Genomic DNA, 16101 nt, shown 5'->3' on the forward strand with positions numbered 1-16101 from the left:
CTCCTTGAGGGACCCAGAGTCCCTCGGGGAGGCCCCCACGGACAGTCAGTAGGCGCTGGTCAGCCGACGCCCGCCGCGGGATAGGGGAAGGCGGCGGGCGCGGTTGCGTCCGGACACACCCAGCGGCGCATCCCGGCGTCACAGACGGCGTACCCCCAGTTGATCAGCCTGTCCTGCAGGATCTCCGGCAGCCTGGTCAGCCGGGTCGGCGTCTCGGCGAGTACGTGCGTCTTCTCGACCGGCGCCGGCAACGTGTCCGGCAGTTCGAAGTTCGCGATGTCGCCGTAGCTGCCCCAGTAGGTTCCGTCGAAATCTTTGTCCACATAGGACTTAAGCAGCGAGCCGGTGCGTAGTTCGCGCACCTGGTTGTCGACCACGTCGAGCACCCGCTTCATCTGCCGCGGCCAGCTCCGCTTGACGTTCCTGACGTACGGCATGCGTTTCCCGGCGTCGCTCACCAGCACCGTCGCGCACTGGCCGTCGACCGGGTCGAGGCCGAGATTGTCGTACATGCCGGCGTCGCCGAGCACGACCTTGCGCTTCCGGTTGTCCTCCAGCGGATTCGGGATCACCACCGGGGAGAGCACCGGCGGGAACGCCGAGGACGCGGCGACCGCGGTCGCGAGCGGCAGCTTCCCGTGCGGTCCGCTCTGCCGGAAGAACCACCACAGCGTGCCGTCCTGCATGTTGGTCGCGGTGAACACGAACTGCGGGCCGTCCGGGCTGAGCTCGTCGAGGCTGCAATCCCCGAACAGATGCTTGGCGTAGGCGCGGGCCAGCTGTTCCCCGACGCTGCGCCAGGGAAGCAGCATCGCGGTGAGCACCACCGGGACGTCGAGCTTCGTCCGCGCGAGCTTCCGGATCGGCCGCACGAACTCGGCGTCGAGATTTTCCGCGATCCCGTCAGTGAAGCGGAGCTTGTGCCACGCGTGCGCCAGCACGCCCGCCGCGATCGAGCCACCGGAAACACTGGACACGGTGGTGATCCTGGGCAGCCAGCCGAGTTCGTTGAGCCGCCACAACGCCCCGGTGTGGAACAGCATCGCGCGGTACCCGCCGCCGGAAAGCGCGAGTCCGACGCCTTGTCGCCGAAATGTGGTCATATCCATGGCATCCCCCACGTGCGATGAGTGTAGGGGGAGTCGCAAGTACCCCGAGTCCTGTTACCCGTGGCCGGATTGTCCGCCGGATGGCGTAAGCACATCAATCCAGCAGAGGAGTGAGCAGCCGGTGATCCTCCGTAGGCACGTATTCGGCGTAGTTGTCGTACAATGCCTGTTTGGCCAGGTGGGAGGCGCGGCCGCCGTCCGCGTCGCGGATCGCCTCGAGGACGTCGGCGTGGTGGGCCAGCCAGGCGCGCATCAGTGCGGTCCGGTCCCGCGCGTGCTCCAGCTTGTCCTCGATGAGTTCGAGGACAACACCGCGCACGACCTCACTGCTGATCACCAGCAGCGGATTTCCCGACGCCCGCGCGATGATCTCGTGGAACGCGACATCGGCGTGGCTGAACTCGGCGAACCCCTGCTCGGCGCCCGAGCGCATCGCGGCGAGCGCGGCGTCCAGATCGGCCAGGTCGTCTTCGGTACGCAGCTGCGCGGCCAGCAGATGGGCCGACCCGTCGAGCGTCATCCGGAACTGCAGCAACTCGGCGAGCCCGATGTGTTCGGCGCGGGCGAGCCGCTGCATGGAGCGCTGCAACGCGGCCGGTGACGCGGCCAGCACCTCCGGGCCACGCGGATCACCGGGCCGGGAGCGGATCATTTCTGCCGCCTGCAACACCCGGAGCGCCTCGCGCACCGTCGAGCGGCCGACGCCGAACTGCGTCATCAGCTCGCGCTCGCTGGGCAACCGCTCGCCGGGTTTCAGCCGGCCGCTGAACACGGCTTCCTCGATCTGCTCGACGACCCGTTCGTAGGCGCGGACCGGGGCGACCGGTTCGAATCTCATCCCGTTGCACCCCCTTGACCACTGCGTCCTGCGGTGCGAAGGTTACTGGTCAGACCAGTGTACCGCCAGAGCATGGTGGAGGGCGTATGAAGAGCCGGCTTCCCGCCGCGGCACTCGCGCTGCTGCTGGTGACGTCCGGTTGCTCGGCGGGCTCCAGCGCGAGCGTCTCGGGTGGGCCGGACACGCTGTCCGTCGGCTTCACCGCCGAACCCGCGAACTTCGACTTCACGCACAGCGACGGCACCGCGATCCCGCAGGCCCTGCTCTACAACGTCTACGAAGGCCTCGTGAAGCTGGACTCCGAAAGCCACATCGTGCCGCTCCTGGCCGAGTCCTGGACCATCAGCCCGGATCGCAAGACGTACGACTTCCAGTTGCGCAAGGGTGTGAAGTTCAGCAACGGCGCGGAGTTCACCGCGGACGACGTCAAGTTCTCGCTGATGCGCGTCAAGACCGACTGGACGATCTCGATCAAGTCCACAATGGACGTCGTCGATCACGTCGACGTGGTGGCGCCGGACCACGCGCGTGTCGTGCTGAACAAGCCGAGCAACGGCTGGCTGTTCAGCCTCACCAGCAGGCTCGGCGCGATGTTCAGCCGCACCGGCGTCGGGGATCTGGCAAACAAGCCGATCGGCACCGGGCCGTACGTCGTGGCCTCGCGCAAGCGCGGTGATTCCGTCGTGCTCAAGGCGAATCCGGCCTACTGGGGCCGGAAACCCGCGTACGGGACCGTGGTGCTCAAGTACATCAAGGATCCGACCGCGCTCAACAACGCCCTGCTGTCCAACGGGATCGACGTCATCTCGGCGATCACCGCGCCGGACTCGATCCCGCAGTTCACCGGCGACGACCGGTTCACCGTCGTCCAGGGCAGTACGAACAGCGAGGTCACGATGGCGATGAACAACGCGCGTGCCCCGCTGAACGACGTCCGAGTGCGGCAGGCACTCACGTACGCGATTGACCGCAAGGCCTTGCTCGACACCGCGTGGGGCGGCCGCGGCACGCTGATCGGCAGTATGGTCCCGCCGACGGATCCTTGGTACGAGGACCTTTCGACGTACTATCCGTTCGACCCCGCGAAGGCGAAATCCCTGCTCGCCGAGGCGGGCGCGACGAACCTCGATCTGCGGCTGCGGATTCCGAACCTCCCGTATGCGGTGTCGGCCGCACAGGTCGTCGCCTCACAGCTGGCCGACGTCGGTGTGCACGTGACCATCGAGCCGCTGGACTTCCCGGCGGTGTGGCTCAAGCAGGTTTTCACCGACCACGACTACGACCTGTCGATCATCCAGCACGTCGAGGCCCGTGACATCACGACGTTCGGCAAGCCCAAGTACTACTGGGGCTACGACGGCAAGGACGTCCAGCGGTTGCTGGCCGAGGCGGACACCGGGACGCCGGAACAGCAGGTCGCGGACATGCGCCAGGTGGCGAAGCGGCTCACCGCGGACGCCGCCGCGGACTGGCTTTTCCTGTTCCCCAACGTGATTGTGGCGAAGTCGAAGGTCACCGGGTTCGTGAAGAACCAGGTCAGCGAATCCTTCGACCTCACCGGATTGGCGCCGCGATGACCGTCAAGGTGCTTCGGCGCATCGCGATCCTGCTGGTCAGCGTGTTCGCGGCGTCCATTGTGGTCTTTCTCTTCATGGCCGTGCTGCCGGGTGATCCCGCGCAGGTCGCCCTCGGCGTCAACGCGACACCGGAGCTGGTCGCGAAGACCCGTGCGGAGTTCGGCATCGACCGGCCGCTCGTCACGCAGTACTTCGACTGGATCGGCGGTGTCCTGTGCGGCGACTTCGGCCGCTCGTACGTGACGCGCGAGGCGATCGGGCCGCAGCTGCTCGACCGGCTCGGCGTGACGCTGTGGCTGGTCGGCGCGGGCATGCTGATCGCGGTGGTGATCGCCCTCCCGGTCGGAACGTTCGCCGCGGTGCGGCACCGGAAGCTCTCGGGCGCCGGCGTTTCCGGGTTGTCGCAGATCGGCGTCGCGATTCCCGCGTTCCTCGCCGGGATCATCCTGGTGCAGATCTTCGCGGTGCAACTGCGCTGGCTGCCTTCGGGCGGGTGGACGCCGCCGAACCAGGATTTCGGCGAGTTCCTGCGTGGGCTCGTGCTCCCAGCGTTGTCGCTCGGCCTGGTGCAGGGCGCGGTCGTGACGCGTTACGTCCGCTCGGCTGTGCTGGACACGCTGGGGCAGGATTATCTCCGCACCGCGCGGTCGAAGGGCCTGCGTCCCGGGCAGGCGCTGTATCGGCACGGGCTGCGCAACGCCGCTGTCCCAGTGGTCACCGTGCTGGGCCTGCAACTCGCGACGCTGCTGATCGGCGCGGTGGTCGTCGAGCGGGTGTTCGTCCTGCCCGGCCTGGGCAGCATGCTGCTCGACGCCGTCGCGGCGCGGGATCTGCTGACCGTGCAAGGAATCGTGCTGGTGCTGGTGGTGGGTGTGCTGCTGGTGAACTTCGTGGTCGACGTGCTGTACACGGTGCTCGACCCGAGATTGCGGGGTTCGTGATGGCCGTGGTCACCCGGAACCGCAACGGCAGCCTGATCGTCGGGCTGGTGCTGGTCGGGCTCGTCGTGCTCGCGGCGCTGGTGTCGTTCCTGTGGACGCCGCACGATCCGGTCAAGGTCGACGCGGCGCACCGGCTGCTCGGACCCGGCGGCGAGAACTTGTTCGGTACCGACAAATTCGGCCGTGACGTCTTCAGCCAGATCATGGTCGGCGCGCGCACGACGCTGTACGTCGGCGTGGTCGCGGTCGGGATCGCCGCGGTGATCGGCACCCCGCTCGGGATCTTCGCCGCGATGACGCCGCGCTGGCTCGGCGAGTTCGTCATGCGGGTCAACGACCTCGTGCTCGCGTTTCCCGCGCTGCTGCTGGCGATCATGTTCGGCGCGGTGTTCGGGGCGGACACGCTGACCGCGATGGTCGCGATCGGCATCGCGACGATCCCGTCCTTCGCGCGGATCGCCCGGTCCGGCGCCTTGCAGATCCTGAGCAGCGAGTTCGTGCTCGCGGCGCGCTCGGCGGGGCGGTCACGGCTGAACATCGCCGTACGTCACGTGGTCCCGAACATCGCCGGACTGCTGATCGTGCAGGCGTCCGTGTCGTTCGCGATCGCCGTGCTCGCCGAGACCGCGCTGTCGTTCCTCGGGTTCGGCACCCGGCCGCCGACGCCGTCGTGGGGCCGGATGCTCCAGGAATCGCAGGAACTCCTGACGTCGTATCCGCGGCTCGCCTTGGTACCCGGTATCGCGATCGCCGTCGCCGTCCTCGGCTTCAACCTCCTCGGCGACGGCCTGCGCGATCGTCTCGACCCCCGATTGGCGGCCCGGCTATGAGCGACGTCAAAGCCTCTGAAGGCCACCTTGAGGGAACTCAAGTCCCTGAAGGTGGCCTTCAGAGACCTCCGACGCTGGAAGTGCGCGGGCTCACCGTGGCAGGGCTCGTCAGGGATGTGTCGTTCGAGATCGGGGCGGGCGAGCGGGTCGGGCTCATCGGTGAGTCCGGGTCGGGGAAGTCGCTGACGGCGTTGTCCGTGATGGGGCTGCTGCCGGAGGAGCTGACGGCGACCGGGTCGATCAAGCTCGACGGGCGCGAGCTGCTCGGAGTGTCCGAAAAGGACATTTCGCGGCTGCGTGGCAACGACCTGTCCATGGTGTTCCAGGAGCCGATGACGGCGCTCAATCCCGCGATGCGTGTCGGCAGGCAGGTCGCCGAGCCGATCCGGATCCACGGCACGCGACGCGACCCCGGCAAAGCCGCCGAGGAACTGCTCGAATCCGTCGGCCTGCCCGGGACGTCCCGCGCGTATCCGCATCAGCTGTCGGGCGGACAGCGTCAGCGCGTCGTCCTCGCGATCGCGCTGGCGAACAACCCGAAGCTGCTCATCTGCGACGAGCCGACCACCGCGCTCGACGTCACCGTGCAGGCGCAGATCCTCGACCTCATCCGCGCACGGCTTTCGAGCGAGAGCGCGCTGTTGTTCATCACGCACGACCTCGCGGTGGTCGCGTCGGTGTGCGAACGCGTGCTCGTGATGCTGGACGGCGAGATCGTCGAAGCCGGTACGACGCGCGAGGTCCTGACAGCGCCGAAACACGAGTACACCCGCAAGCTGCTGGCCGCGTCGGATCTGGAGGCCCGCCGATGACGCCGATCATCGAGGTCAAGGATCTGGAACGCCGGTACGCACGGCGGGATGTCCACGCGCTGCGCGGGGTGTCGTTCGATGTCGCGCCAGGGCAGCGCTTCGGGATCGTCGGTGAATCCGGGTCCGGAAAGTCCACTTTGGTCAGACTGCTCGCCGCGCTCGACAAGCCGACCGCCGGGTCCGTGACGTTCCAGGGCCGGCGAATCGACACGCTGCCGGAACGCAGGCTCGGTTTCCTGCGGTCGGAACTCCAGATCGTGTTCCAGGACCCGATGGGCTCGCTCGATCCACGGATGCGCGTCCGGGACATCGTCGCGGAACCCCTCGGCCGCGCTGATGGGCGTCGTGAGCGGGTCACCGAACTGCTGGCCGCCGTCGGCCTTCCCTCGGACGCGGCTGAGCGTTATCCGCACCAGTTCTCCGGCGGACAGCGCCAGCGGATCTCGATCGCCCGCGCCCTCGCGCCGAACCCGAGCGTGCTCGTCGCCGACGAACCGGTCAGCGCGCTGGACGTCTCGGTGCGCGCGCAGATTCTCGACCTGCTGGCGTCGCTGGTGGAGACGTTCTCGTTGACGCTGGTGTTCGTCTCGCACGACCTCGGTGTGGTGCGGCACGTGTGCGATCGCGTCGCGGTGATGCGCCGCGGCGAGATCGTCGAACTGGGCGACGTCGACCAGGTCTACGACGCGCCACAGCACGAGTACACCCGGGAGCTGCTCGCGGCCGCGCCCAGCCTGCGTGCCGCGCTGGCCCGGCTGAGTGAAGGGGGCGAAAATGGCTGAATACCCCGACGGGTTGCCGATCGGCGGCGGCTGGACGTCCACAGTAGACACAGCGCCGGTGGTGTTCCCGTACGACGGCAGCGTCGTCGATCAGGCCCCGGTCGGGACGCCGGAGCTGGCGCGACAGGCGATCGACGAAGCCGTCGCCGTCGCTCGCGAGGTGGCCGCGTTGCCTTCACGGACGCGGCGTTCGATCCTCAACGACGTCGCCGCCGCGCTGGCGGAGCGGCGCGAGGAGTTCGAGCAGCTTTTGGTGCTGGAGACCGGCAAACCGCTGGTTGACTGCCGGGTCGAGGTCGCCAGGACGATTGTCACCTGGCAGGCGGCGGCCGAGGAGGTCTCGCGGCTGCACGGCGAGACAGTGCCACTCGATCTGCTGCCTTCGGGCGACGGATTGGTCGGGTTCTGGAAGCGCAAGCCGATCGGTGTCGTCGTCGGGATCGCCGGGTTCAACTACCCGTTGCTCCTGGCCTCGCACAAGATCGCGCCCGCCATCGCCGCGGGCTGCCCGGTCGTGGTGAAACCCGCGCCGCAGACGCCGCTCGCCACGTTGTGGCTGGTCCACCTGGTGCGTTCGGTGACGGACGTCCCGGCGATGGTCCAGCTGGTCACCGGTGATGCCTCGGTGGGCTCGGCGCTGGTAACCGACCGGCGGATCGGCGCGGTGTCCTTCACCGGCTCGGCCGCGGTCGGCCACCGGATCGCGCGCGACGCGGCGCCGACGAAGACGTTGCTGGAGCTGGGTTCCAACGCCGCACTGGTCGTCGCCGAGGACGCCGACCTCGACGCCGCGGCCGACGCGGTGCTGCGTGGCGGGTTCTACGCCTCCGGCCAGGCGTGCATCTCGGTGCAGCGGCTGCTGGTGGTGGACGCGGTCGCGGAGGAGTTCACCGAACGCGTACTGGCCCGGCTCGGCGAGGTCGTCATCGGCGACCCGAGGGACGAGAAGACGCGGGTCTCGGCACTGATCGACGAGCGATCGACGCAGCGCGTCCTGGACTGGGTCGACAAAGCGACATCTTCGGGTGCGCGGCTGCTCGCGGGTGGTGGCGCGGACGGGCCGGTGATCCGGCCGACCGTGCTCGCCGACGTCCCCGACGGTGTCGACTGCTGGGACGAGGAGATCTTCGGGCCGGTCGTCTGCCTGCGCACCGTGTCCGATGTGGACGCTGCGTTCGCGGCGGTCAACGCGTCGCGCTACGGCCTGCACGCGAGCGTGTTCAGCCGCTCGCTGAACACCGCGTTCCGCGCGCTGGACGAGCTGGAGGTCGGCGGCGTCGTGATCAACGAGGTGCCCGGCTTCCGGTCCGACACCATGCCGTACGGCGGGGTCAAGGACTCCGGCATCGGCCGGGAGGGGCCGCGGTTCGCGGTCGAGGAACTGACCGTGACCAGGATGGCGGTGCTGCGGCCATGAGCGATGCTTGCGAGCGAATCATGGATATCACGCGCCAAAAAGAATCAGACACTGTCTCGCGAAGCGAGGCGATCGCGTGAATTACGAGAACCTGTTCCGGCTCGACGGTAAGCGCGCGGTCGTGCTCGGCGGCGGCAGCGGGATCGGCCGGGAATCCGGGCGGGCACTGGTCGCGCACGGCGCGTCGGTGGTCGTCGCGGACCGGGACGTCGAGGCCGCGAAGGCGACCGGCGTCGGCGAGCCGTACGAGATCGACATCCTGGCGCCGGACGCGATCGCGCGTGCCGTGTCCGATCTCGGTGAGGTCGACATCGTCGTCCTGACCGCCGCGACCAACGTACGCAAACGTTTGCTCGACTACACCCGCGAGGAGTTCGACCGGGTGATCGCGTTGAATCTCGGCGCGACTTTCGATGTCGTGCGGGCCTTCGGCGCCGGTATGGTCGAGCGGGGGCGGGGCAGCATCATCGGGTTCTCGTCGATCCGCGGGACCACCGTCGAGCCTGGTCAGGGGCCGTATTCGGCCACGAAGGCCGGGCTGGTCCAGCTCTTCCGCACGGCCGCCGCGGAGTTCGGCCCGGCTGGGGTCCGGGTCAACGCGATCGCGCCCGGCGTCGTCGAGACTCCGCTGACGGCGCAGATCAAGGCGAACCCGGAGTGGTACGACGCCTACGCCACCAAGGGTGCGCTGGGTCGCTGGGCGCGCCCGGACGAACTGGCGGGCGCGGTGGTCTACCTGGCCTCGGACGCGTCGAGCTTCGTGACCGGGTCGGTGCTCGCCGTCGACGGTGGCTGGACCGCCGTCGACGGCCGCTTCACCCCGCCCGCCTGACCTTCCGTGAAGGACTCCTTCACGGCGTTGAGCGCCGGTAAGGAGTCCTTCACGGACCGACGCTGAGGAGGAACGCCGTGCAGGAGTTGGCCGATCTGACCGCTGTCGAGCTGGTGACCGCGTACCGCGAGGGCACACTCTCGCCGGTCGAGGTCACCGAGGACGTCCTCGCCCGCATCGAGGCGCGCGAGTCCGAGCTACACGCGCTCTACGCGTACGACCCGGCTGGCGCGCGAGAGGACGCGAAGGCGTCCGAGGCGCGCTGGCAGGCAGGGGAGCCACAGGGCCCGATCGACGGTGTCCCCCTGACGCTGAAGGAGAACATCGCGACGCGCGGCACCCCGGTCCCGTACGGCACCGCCGCCACGGAACTCGTCCCTGCTCCCGCCGACGCGCCGGCGGCCGCCCGCGTCCGCGAGTCCGGGGGTGTCGTGCTGGCGAAGACGACCATGCCGGACTACGGCATGCTGACCTCGGGTTTGTCGAGCTTCCACACCGCGTCGCGCAACCCGTGGGACCCGTCGCGCACCCCGGGCGGTTCCAGCGCGGGTGCCGGCGCGGCCGCGGCCGCCGGGTACGGACCACTGCACGTGGGCACCGACATCGGCGGCTCGATCCGGCTGCCTGCCGGATGGTGCGGTCTGGCCGGGCTCAAGCCGAGCTTCGGCCGCGTCCCGGTCGACCCGCCGTTCCTCGGCCGCGTCGCAGGGCCCATGACCCGCACGGTGGCCGACGCCGCGCTGCTGATGAGCGTCCTGTCCGCGCCCGACGCGCGCGATCACCTCTGCCTGCCACCAGCGGACCTCGACTGGTCCACTGTGGACGCCTCGGTGCGCGGTCTGCGCGTCGGACTCCACCTCGATCCCGGAACGGGCCTCGCGGTGGAACCGGAGATCATCGCCGCCGTCACCGAGGCCGCGCGCCTGTTCGAGGCCGCGGGCGCTGTCGTCGAGCCGGTCGCCGCCTTCATGACCCGGGAGATGCTCGACGGCCTCGACCGCTTCTGGCGCGTCCGTTCCTGGTCCGACATGACGGCTCTGCCCGCCGAGCGCCGCGCGAAGGTCCTGCCCTACATCGCCGAGTGGGCCGAGGGCGGCGCCGAAGTGTCCGGTGTGGACACCTACCGCGCCTTCGCCCAGATGGACGCGGTGAGTGTCGCCGCCCTGCGCGCGACCGCCCCGTTCGACCTGGTGCTCTCGCCGACCTGTCCGGTCAGCCCACCCCCAACGGAATGGGCCTCGCCGACGAACGACCCGCTCCGCGCGCTGGAGCACATCGCGTTCACCGTGCCGTACAACATGTCCGGCCAGCCCTCGCTCGCCGTCAACTGCGGCTACACCTCCGGCGGCCTGCCCATCGGCCTCCAGATCACCGGCCCCCGCTTCGCCGACGTCGCGGTGCTGCGTGCCGGCGCCGCCTTCGAACGCCTCCGCCCGGCACAACACCCCTGGCCGTGAGCTGTCAGCGCCGTTCGATTTCGTCCAGCCAGGCAGCGAAGTGCGGACACCGGTCCTTGAGCCGGTCGATACCGAGATCGGCAATGGCGAGGGGACCGTCGACGGTCTTGAGGTAGTCGGCGCAGTATCGGGCGAGGCGTTTGGAAGGGGCCGTTTTCGGACCGTCGTTGACCAGTTCCACACCGTCCGCGTCAGCCGAATCCTGGCGCAGCTGCGCGGCGAGCGTCTCGTCGCCGCGCAGCTCGCCCAGCTGATCCGCCGCCGCGAAGACCCAGGTCTCGAGTTCGTGGAGGACCAGATGCGGAAGAAAACGCCGGTCGCAGATGGCCTCGTCCATCGCCTTCTCGACGTGCTCGACGGCGCCCCTCGCCGAACCGCCAGGGCGATTGTTCATCCCCGGCGCGTCCTCCGGGAAGCCGTAGAAGTCGAAGAGGGTGGTCAGAAGGTCCAGACTCTTCTGGCCGAGCAGTTCTTTGATCTCCCGGTGGAGTCGCGGCCAGGACGACACTCCACCTCGATGCGTGGCCGAGGTCGTCTGGGTCCGGACGACCGACCAGGTGACTGTCCAGCCGAGGCGCTGGAGATACCCGAGCAGGACCTCGCGCACGACGGTTGCCTCGGTCTGGCCTTCCACCAGGAGGTGAAGCCGCTGCCGTTCAGCCATTCAGCACGCTGCCGGTGGAACCGGGCTGTCCGCCGATCAGGTTCTTTTCCCACAGTTCGCCGAGTGAGTACTCGTCGAGCCAGTTTCGCAGCGCCGCGGGTTCTGGGCGGGTGAACACCGAATTCCCGTTCTCTCGTTCGACGACGACGAGGTCGCTCGCCGTGAACTGGTTCATCAGCGTGACGGATTGGGTGGCGATCAGGACCTGACTCCGGGCGGCCGCTTGGCGCAGCATGTCGGCAAGCTGGACGATGGCATAGGGGTGGAGCCCCAGCTCGGGCTCGTCGAGCACGACCAAGCCGGGCAGCTTCGGCTGAAGAAGCAAGGTCGCCAGGCAGACGAAGCGAAGCGTGCCGTCCGACATCTGGTTCGCGGAGAAAACCGCATCGGAGCCTTGTTGTTGCCAGCGAATGCGGATGTACTCCGTGCCGCCTTCCGGCTGCAGGACGAAGTCGTCGAAAAACGGCGCGACCAGGCGAATGGCTCCCACGATACGCCGGTAGGCGACCTTGGCCGCGCGGTCTTCGCCGGTCCGCAGTGCGAGAAGTACCGCTGCGAGGTTTCCCGCGTCGGAACGCAGCGAGACGTTGTCCGCAGTGGACGTCCGAGTCTTTACCGGCGCATCGAAGCTGGTGTCGTGGAAATGAAAAACACGACAGCCCTGAAGCAACTCGATTGCGCGAGGCTCATGGAGCTGCGATTCAGGGTAACCGCTGGCGCCCGGAGTGGAGTTCGACGCTTCGGAATCCGCGGTGTCTCGCCGAAGACCTTCGCTCTCGAACACGAATGCGTCTTCGACGGTCGGCACCAACGTCGCTTCGTAGCCGCTGTTCGTGGCGTCGAGAAGGATCCGGATCCTCGGTGGGTCGCCGGCGTGGTTGAGCAGCATGTTCGCGCCGCCGTTCACCCCGACGAACAGGCCGAGCTTCCGCTCGGCCATCCGGCCCAGCAGCTCGAAGGCGCGGATGAAGTTGCTCTTGCCCGCACCGTTCGCGCCGACCAGGACGTTCAGGTCGCTCAACTCGACGCGCGCCGACCGGATCGAGGTGAAGCCCTCGATCTCGATCGACGTCAGCCGTTGGTCAGCCATAAGGCTCACCTTACGGGCAGACCTGCTACTGAGCGCTCGCCCCGATCGCGTCGGCCAGTGCGAGCACCCGCCGCGCGTTGTCCACGTGCAGGTTCTCGATCATCCGCCCGTCCACCGTCACGACGCCCTTACCCGCGGACTGAGCCTCCTCGAACGCCGTGATGATCCGGCGCGAGCGGTCGATCTCCTCATCGGACGGCGCGAAGATCCGGTTGCACGGCTCGACCTGTCCGGGGTGGATGAGCGTCTTGCCGTCGAAGCCGTACTGGCGTCCCTGCAGGCATTCCGCCTCGAACCCGGAGAGATCCTTCACGTCGTTGTAGACGCCGTCGAGGATGACCTTCCCGGTCGCCCGCGCCGCGAGCAGCGCCAGCGACAGCCCGCCGAGCAGTGGCCCGCGGCCCGGCACGAACTCCGCGTGCAGCTCCTTGGCCAGGTCGTTCGTGCCCATCACGAGCACGGTCAGCCGCTCCGACGCGCCCGCGATCTCCTCCGCGTGCAGCATCGCGACGGGCGTCTCGACCATCGCCCAGATCTTCGTGCTCTCCGGGGCGCCGCCGAGTTCCAGCGCGCGCTCGATGTTGTGCACCTCGGCCGCCGAGTTCACCTTCGGCACCACGATCGCGGCCGGGCCCGCCTGCGCGGCGGCGCGCAGATCGGCGTCGTGCCATTCGGTGTCGAGGCCGTTGATCCGGATGGTCACCTCGCGTTTGCCGTAATCCCCGGACGAAGCCGCGGCGCAGACGCGCTCACGGGCCTCTTCCTTCGCATCGGGGGCGACGGCGTCCTCCAGGTCGAGGATGAGCGCGTCCGCGGGCAGCGTCTTCGCCTTTTCCAGCGCGCGTTCGTTCGCGCCCGGCATGTACAGCACCGAACGGCGCGGTTTGACCTCGGTCACGCCAGAGCCTCCTTGGTGGCCGCGTCATAGGCCGCGGCGAGTTCGGGATCGTCGGCGGCCAGCGCGTCGGCCAGCTCGGCGACCACCCGGCACTGCTTCACCGACGCGTCGTCCTGCATCTTCCCGTCGATCATGACCGCGCCCGTGCCGTCGCCCATCTCGGCGATGACCCGGCGCGCCCAGGCCACGTCGGCAGGCGAGGGGGAGAAGACCTTCTTCGCGATGTCGATCTGCACCGGGTGCAGGCTCCACGCGCCGACACAGCCGAGCAGGAACGCGTTGCGGAACTGGTCCTCGCAGGCCACGACGTCGCGGATGTCCCCGAACGGCCCGTAGTACGGCAGGATCCCGTGCATCGCGCACGCGTCGACCATCCGCGCGACCGTGTAGTGCCACAGGTCCTGTTGGTACGTCGTGCGCCCGGTGGTCAGGTCCTCGCCGACCGGGTCGGTGCGCACGAGATAGCCGGGGTGCCCGCCGCCGACCCGGGTGGTCTTCATCCGGCGGCTCGCGGCGAGGTCGGCGGGGCCGAGCGAGATGCCCTGCATGCGCGGGCTCGCGCCGGCGATCTCCTCGACGTTCGCCACTCCGCTCGCGGTCTCCAGGATCGCGTGCACGAGCAGCGGCGTCTCCAGTCCGGCGCGTGCTTCCAGCTGGGCGAGCAGCCGGTCGACGTAGTGGATGTCCTGGGCGCCCTCGACCTTCGGCACCATGATGACGTCGAGCTTGTCGCCGATCTCGGTGACCAGCGTGATCAGGTCGTCCAGCACCCACGGCGAGTCGAGGCTGTTGACACGCGTCCACAGCTGGGTCCGCCCGAAGTCGTTCGCCTTGGCGATGGCCACCAGCCCGCTGCGCGCGGCCTCCTTGCGGTCCGCGCGCACGGCGTCCTCGAGGTTGCCGAGCAGGACGTCGACCTTCTTCGCGATGTCCGGCACCTTGGCGGCCATCTTCTCGTTGCCGGGATCGAAGAAGTGGATCATCCGCGACGGCTGCACCGGGATCTGGCGGAGCGGTTCCGGCGCGCCCAGCGCGAGCGGGGCGAAGAAGTCCTTCGGCGAGCGCATCCATCCTCCATGCACGGTTGTATACCGACGAGTAACCATAAACCCGGGCGCCGCCCGGGCGCTGCGGCGCAAGTCACCTCCAACCGGGTGAGGGAACACGGATGGGGCAACGGCAACCGCTTTCGCTGGTCACCGCTTCGACGTCCATTGTGGAATCCGAGTCGACTGGGCCGAATGGTCTAGCACGTTGATTCCTTTGCTCTACCCTGGTTTTGTGCCTTCGGTAGTTGTTCGCGGGCGCACAGTAATGCCACTCACCTTGCTCTCACTCGGTTGGCGGCACGGTCGGACCGAAGTCTGACGACCGCCCGTCGACCGGTCACCGACCGCTGAGCGCCGTCGATCGCAGCCACTCCCGTTACCCGGAGACCCCGCGCCGCCGCACTGGTACTCAAGTACCTGTGCCGGTTTCCGCTGGCACGAGCGGTACAGGGTTGAAGGAGGCGGACTCGTGGCGGCTACACCTCAGAACACCGAGAGCTCGGCGGTCACCGGGAGCGCGAAGCGCAGCCGGTCCCTGCCCAGCCGTGTGGTGCCGCCGATCGAGCTTCCGGCGAGCGTCGAAGAGCTGGCCCGCAAGGCCGCCGCGCTGCTGGGCTGGCACGGTGTCGCGCTGCCCGAGACGACCATGCTCGGCCGCAAGGTCTGTGTGGTCGCGCGGCTGCGCACCGACGTGCACGCCGAGCGGATCGCGATGGGTGTCGGTCCCGTCGCCGACCGCGCCACCGTCGACACCTGGACCTGGCCGGAGCTGGCCGCGACCGCACCCGCGCCGGCCGCCGAGATCATCGGCGTCCTCGCGGTCGCCCGGCACTGGCGCACCGCGATGGCCTCCGCGGTTCCGTTCGCACGTTACGGCGAGGCCGCGATGGTTCTGCCATCGCCAGCCGTACTGACGGAGGACTACGTCGGCAACTGTCTCCCGCGCGCCCGCGCGTACGGCCTCGCCGTCGTCACCGCCGACCCGAACGCGATGATCGACCTCGACCTGGAGGGCCGCGACGAGCGGATCCTGCTCGCCGAGGACCCGGTCTCCCGGTTCGTCAACGAGCTCGTCTACGACCAGCTCCTGCGCGCCACCGAGGTGCCAGCGGACGTCGAGTGACGCGACTAGGCTCGCCGGTATGCGAGTCGTCATTGCCGGTGGACACGGTCAGATCGCGCTGCGGCTGGAAAAGCTGCTCGCCGCGCGCGGGGACGAGGCGGTCGGGATCGTCCGCAATCCCGATCATGTGGCGGACCTCGAAGCGGTCGGTGCCCGTGCCGTGGTGCTCGACCTCGAGAAGTCCGATGTGGACGCTGTGGCCAAGGTGCTCGAAGGTGCCGACGCGGCGATCTTCTCGGCGGGCGCCGGGCCGGGCAGCGGTACCGCTCGTAAGGACACTGTGGACCGTGGCGCCGCCGCGTTGTTCGGGGAAGCGGCCGAACGGGCCGGGGTGCGCAGGCACATCCAGGTCGGCTCGATGGGCACCGACAAGCTCGACTCGCCCGCGTTCAGCCCGGAATTCCGCGTCTACCTGGAAGCCAAGAAGGCCGCCGAGGACGATCTGCGGGCCCGCGATCTCGACTGGACGATCCTGCGACCGGGCCAGCTGACCGACGACCCCGGCACCGGGCTGGTGTACCTCTCGGACTCGACCGGCCGCGGCAAGATCCCGCGTGAGGACGTCGCCCGCGCCCTCGTCGGCCTGCTCGACGCGCCCGAGACCGCGGGCCGCACGCTGGAGCTGATCTCCGGGGATCTGACGGTCGCCGAAGCCCTCGCGGCACTCTGACGGAGGGCAGTT

General features: G+C 68.8%; 16 protein-coding genes. 10 read left to right on the forward strand and 6 right to left on the reverse strand.

Going from position 1 to position 16101, the window contains the following annotated elements:
* Positions 1 to 59: 59 nt before the first annotated feature.
* Both ACFWX1_RS38180 and ACFWX1_RS38185 read right to left on the reverse strand, forming a co-directional pair.
* Positions 60 to 1103 (reverse strand): patatin-like phospholipase family protein, encoded by a 1044-nt coding sequence (locus tag ACFWX1_RS38180; RefSeq protein ID WP_378394715.1) that lies wholly within the window; start codon positions 1101 to 1103, stop codon positions 60 to 62.
* Between the two features lie 100 nt (positions 1104 to 1203).
* The gene (locus ACFWX1_RS38185) at positions 1204 to 1947 is read right to left on the reverse strand and encodes a FadR/GntR family transcriptional regulator (RefSeq protein WP_378394716.1); all 744 of its coding nucleotides are present in this window, start codon (positions 1945 to 1947) and stop codon (positions 1204 to 1206) included.
* An 86-nt stretch (positions 1948 to 2033) separates the two neighbouring features.
* Between ACFWX1_RS38185 and ACFWX1_RS38190 the strand changes: the two genes are divergently transcribed.
* From ACFWX1_RS38190 to ACFWX1_RS38225, 8 genes are all read left to right on the forward strand, one after another.
* Positions 2034 to 3524, forward strand: a complete 1491-nt coding sequence (locus ACFWX1_RS38190) for an ABC transporter substrate-binding protein (protein WP_378394718.1) — start codon at positions 2034 to 2036, stop codon at positions 3522 to 3524.
* On the forward strand, positions 3521 to 4465 hold the full coding sequence (locus tag ACFWX1_RS38195) for an ABC transporter permease (RefSeq protein WP_378394719.1): 945 nt from the start codon (positions 3521 to 3523) through the stop codon (positions 4463 to 4465). The genes ACFWX1_RS38190 and ACFWX1_RS38195 overlap by 4 nt, the downstream gene beginning before the upstream one ends.
* On the forward strand, positions 4465 to 5295 hold the full coding sequence (locus tag ACFWX1_RS38200; protein WP_378394720.1) for an ABC transporter permease: 831 nt from the start codon (positions 4465 to 4467) through the stop codon (positions 5293 to 5295). Before ACFWX1_RS38195 ends, ACFWX1_RS38200 begins: the two co-directional genes overlap by 1 nt.
* Before the next feature lie 95 nt (positions 5296 to 5390).
* Positions 5391 to 6107, forward strand: a complete 717-nt coding sequence (locus ACFWX1_RS38205) for an ABC transporter ATP-binding protein (protein WP_378394721.1) — start codon at positions 5391 to 5393, stop codon at positions 6105 to 6107.
* Positions 6104 to 6889, forward strand: coding sequence for an ATP-binding cassette domain-containing protein (locus ACFWX1_RS38210; RefSeq protein ID WP_378394722.1), 786 nt, complete (start codon positions 6104 to 6106; stop codon positions 6887 to 6889). Before ACFWX1_RS38205 ends, ACFWX1_RS38210 begins: the two co-directional genes overlap by 4 nt.
* Positions 6882 to 8306, forward strand: a complete 1425-nt coding sequence (locus ACFWX1_RS38215; protein ID WP_378394723.1) for an aldehyde dehydrogenase family protein — start codon at positions 6882 to 6884, stop codon at positions 8304 to 8306. Before ACFWX1_RS38210 ends, ACFWX1_RS38215 begins: the two co-directional genes overlap by 8 nt.
* A 76-nt stretch (positions 8307 to 8382) precedes the next feature.
* Positions 8383 to 9138: an SDR family NAD(P)-dependent oxidoreductase gene (locus ACFWX1_RS38220; RefSeq protein ID WP_378394724.1), complete on the forward strand. Its 756-nt coding sequence runs from the start codon at positions 8383 to 8385 to the stop codon at positions 9136 to 9138.
* A gap of 77 nt (positions 9139 to 9215) precedes the next feature.
* Entirely contained in the window at positions 9216 to 10595 is a 1380-nt protein-coding gene (locus ACFWX1_RS38225; protein ID WP_378394725.1) for an amidase, read from the forward strand.
* A 4-nt stretch (positions 10596 to 10599) separates the two neighbouring features.
* Here the strand turns inward: ACFWX1_RS38225 and ACFWX1_RS38230 are convergent, their stop codons facing one another.
* From ACFWX1_RS38230 to ACFWX1_RS38245, 4 genes are read right to left on the reverse strand one after another with little or no spacing between them, the layout of a single operon-like run.
* Positions 10600 to 11259 carry a DUF4276 family protein gene (locus ACFWX1_RS38230; protein ID WP_378394726.1) on the reverse strand — a complete coding sequence of 220 codons (660 nt, stop codon included), beginning with the start codon at positions 11257 to 11259 and terminating at the stop codon, positions 10600 to 10602.
* A complete protein-coding gene (locus tag ACFWX1_RS38235; RefSeq protein WP_378394727.1) occupies positions 11252 to 12349 on the reverse strand; it encodes an AAA family ATPase in 1098 nt (365 codons plus the stop codon). The genes ACFWX1_RS38230 and ACFWX1_RS38235 overlap by 8 nt, the downstream gene beginning before the upstream one ends.
* Positions 12350 to 12374: 25 nt before the next feature.
* Positions 12375 to 13247, reverse strand: coding sequence for an HpcH/HpaI aldolase/citrate lyase family protein (locus ACFWX1_RS38240; protein WP_378394728.1), 873 nt, complete (start codon positions 13245 to 13247; stop codon positions 12375 to 12377).
* A complete protein-coding gene (locus tag ACFWX1_RS38245) occupies positions 13244 to 14314 on the reverse strand; it encodes an HpcH/HpaI aldolase/citrate lyase family protein (RefSeq protein ID WP_378394730.1) in 1071 nt (356 codons plus the stop codon). Before ACFWX1_RS38245 ends, ACFWX1_RS38240 begins: the two co-directional genes overlap by 4 nt.
* A 451-nt stretch (positions 14315 to 14765) precedes the next feature.
* Here ACFWX1_RS38245 and ACFWX1_RS38250 point away from each other — a divergent pair, with 451 nt between their 5' ends.
* Together ACFWX1_RS38250 and ACFWX1_RS38255 are read left to right on the forward strand one after the other, a co-directional pair.
* Entirely contained in the window at positions 14766 to 15419 is a 654-nt protein-coding gene (locus ACFWX1_RS38250; protein ID WP_378394731.1) for a hypothetical protein, read from the forward strand.
* 19 nt (positions 15420 to 15438) lie between these two features.
* The gene (locus ACFWX1_RS38255; protein WP_378394733.1) at positions 15439 to 16089 is read left to right on the forward strand and encodes an SDR family oxidoreductase; all 651 of its coding nucleotides are present in this window, start codon (positions 15439 to 15441) and stop codon (positions 16087 to 16089) included.
* Positions 16090 to 16101 lie beyond the last annotated feature (12 nt).

Source organism: Amycolatopsis sp. NPDC059021 (genome assembly GCF_042739895.1).
GTDB lineage: Bacteria > Actinomycetota > Actinomycetes > Mycobacteriales > Pseudonocardiaceae > Amycolatopsis.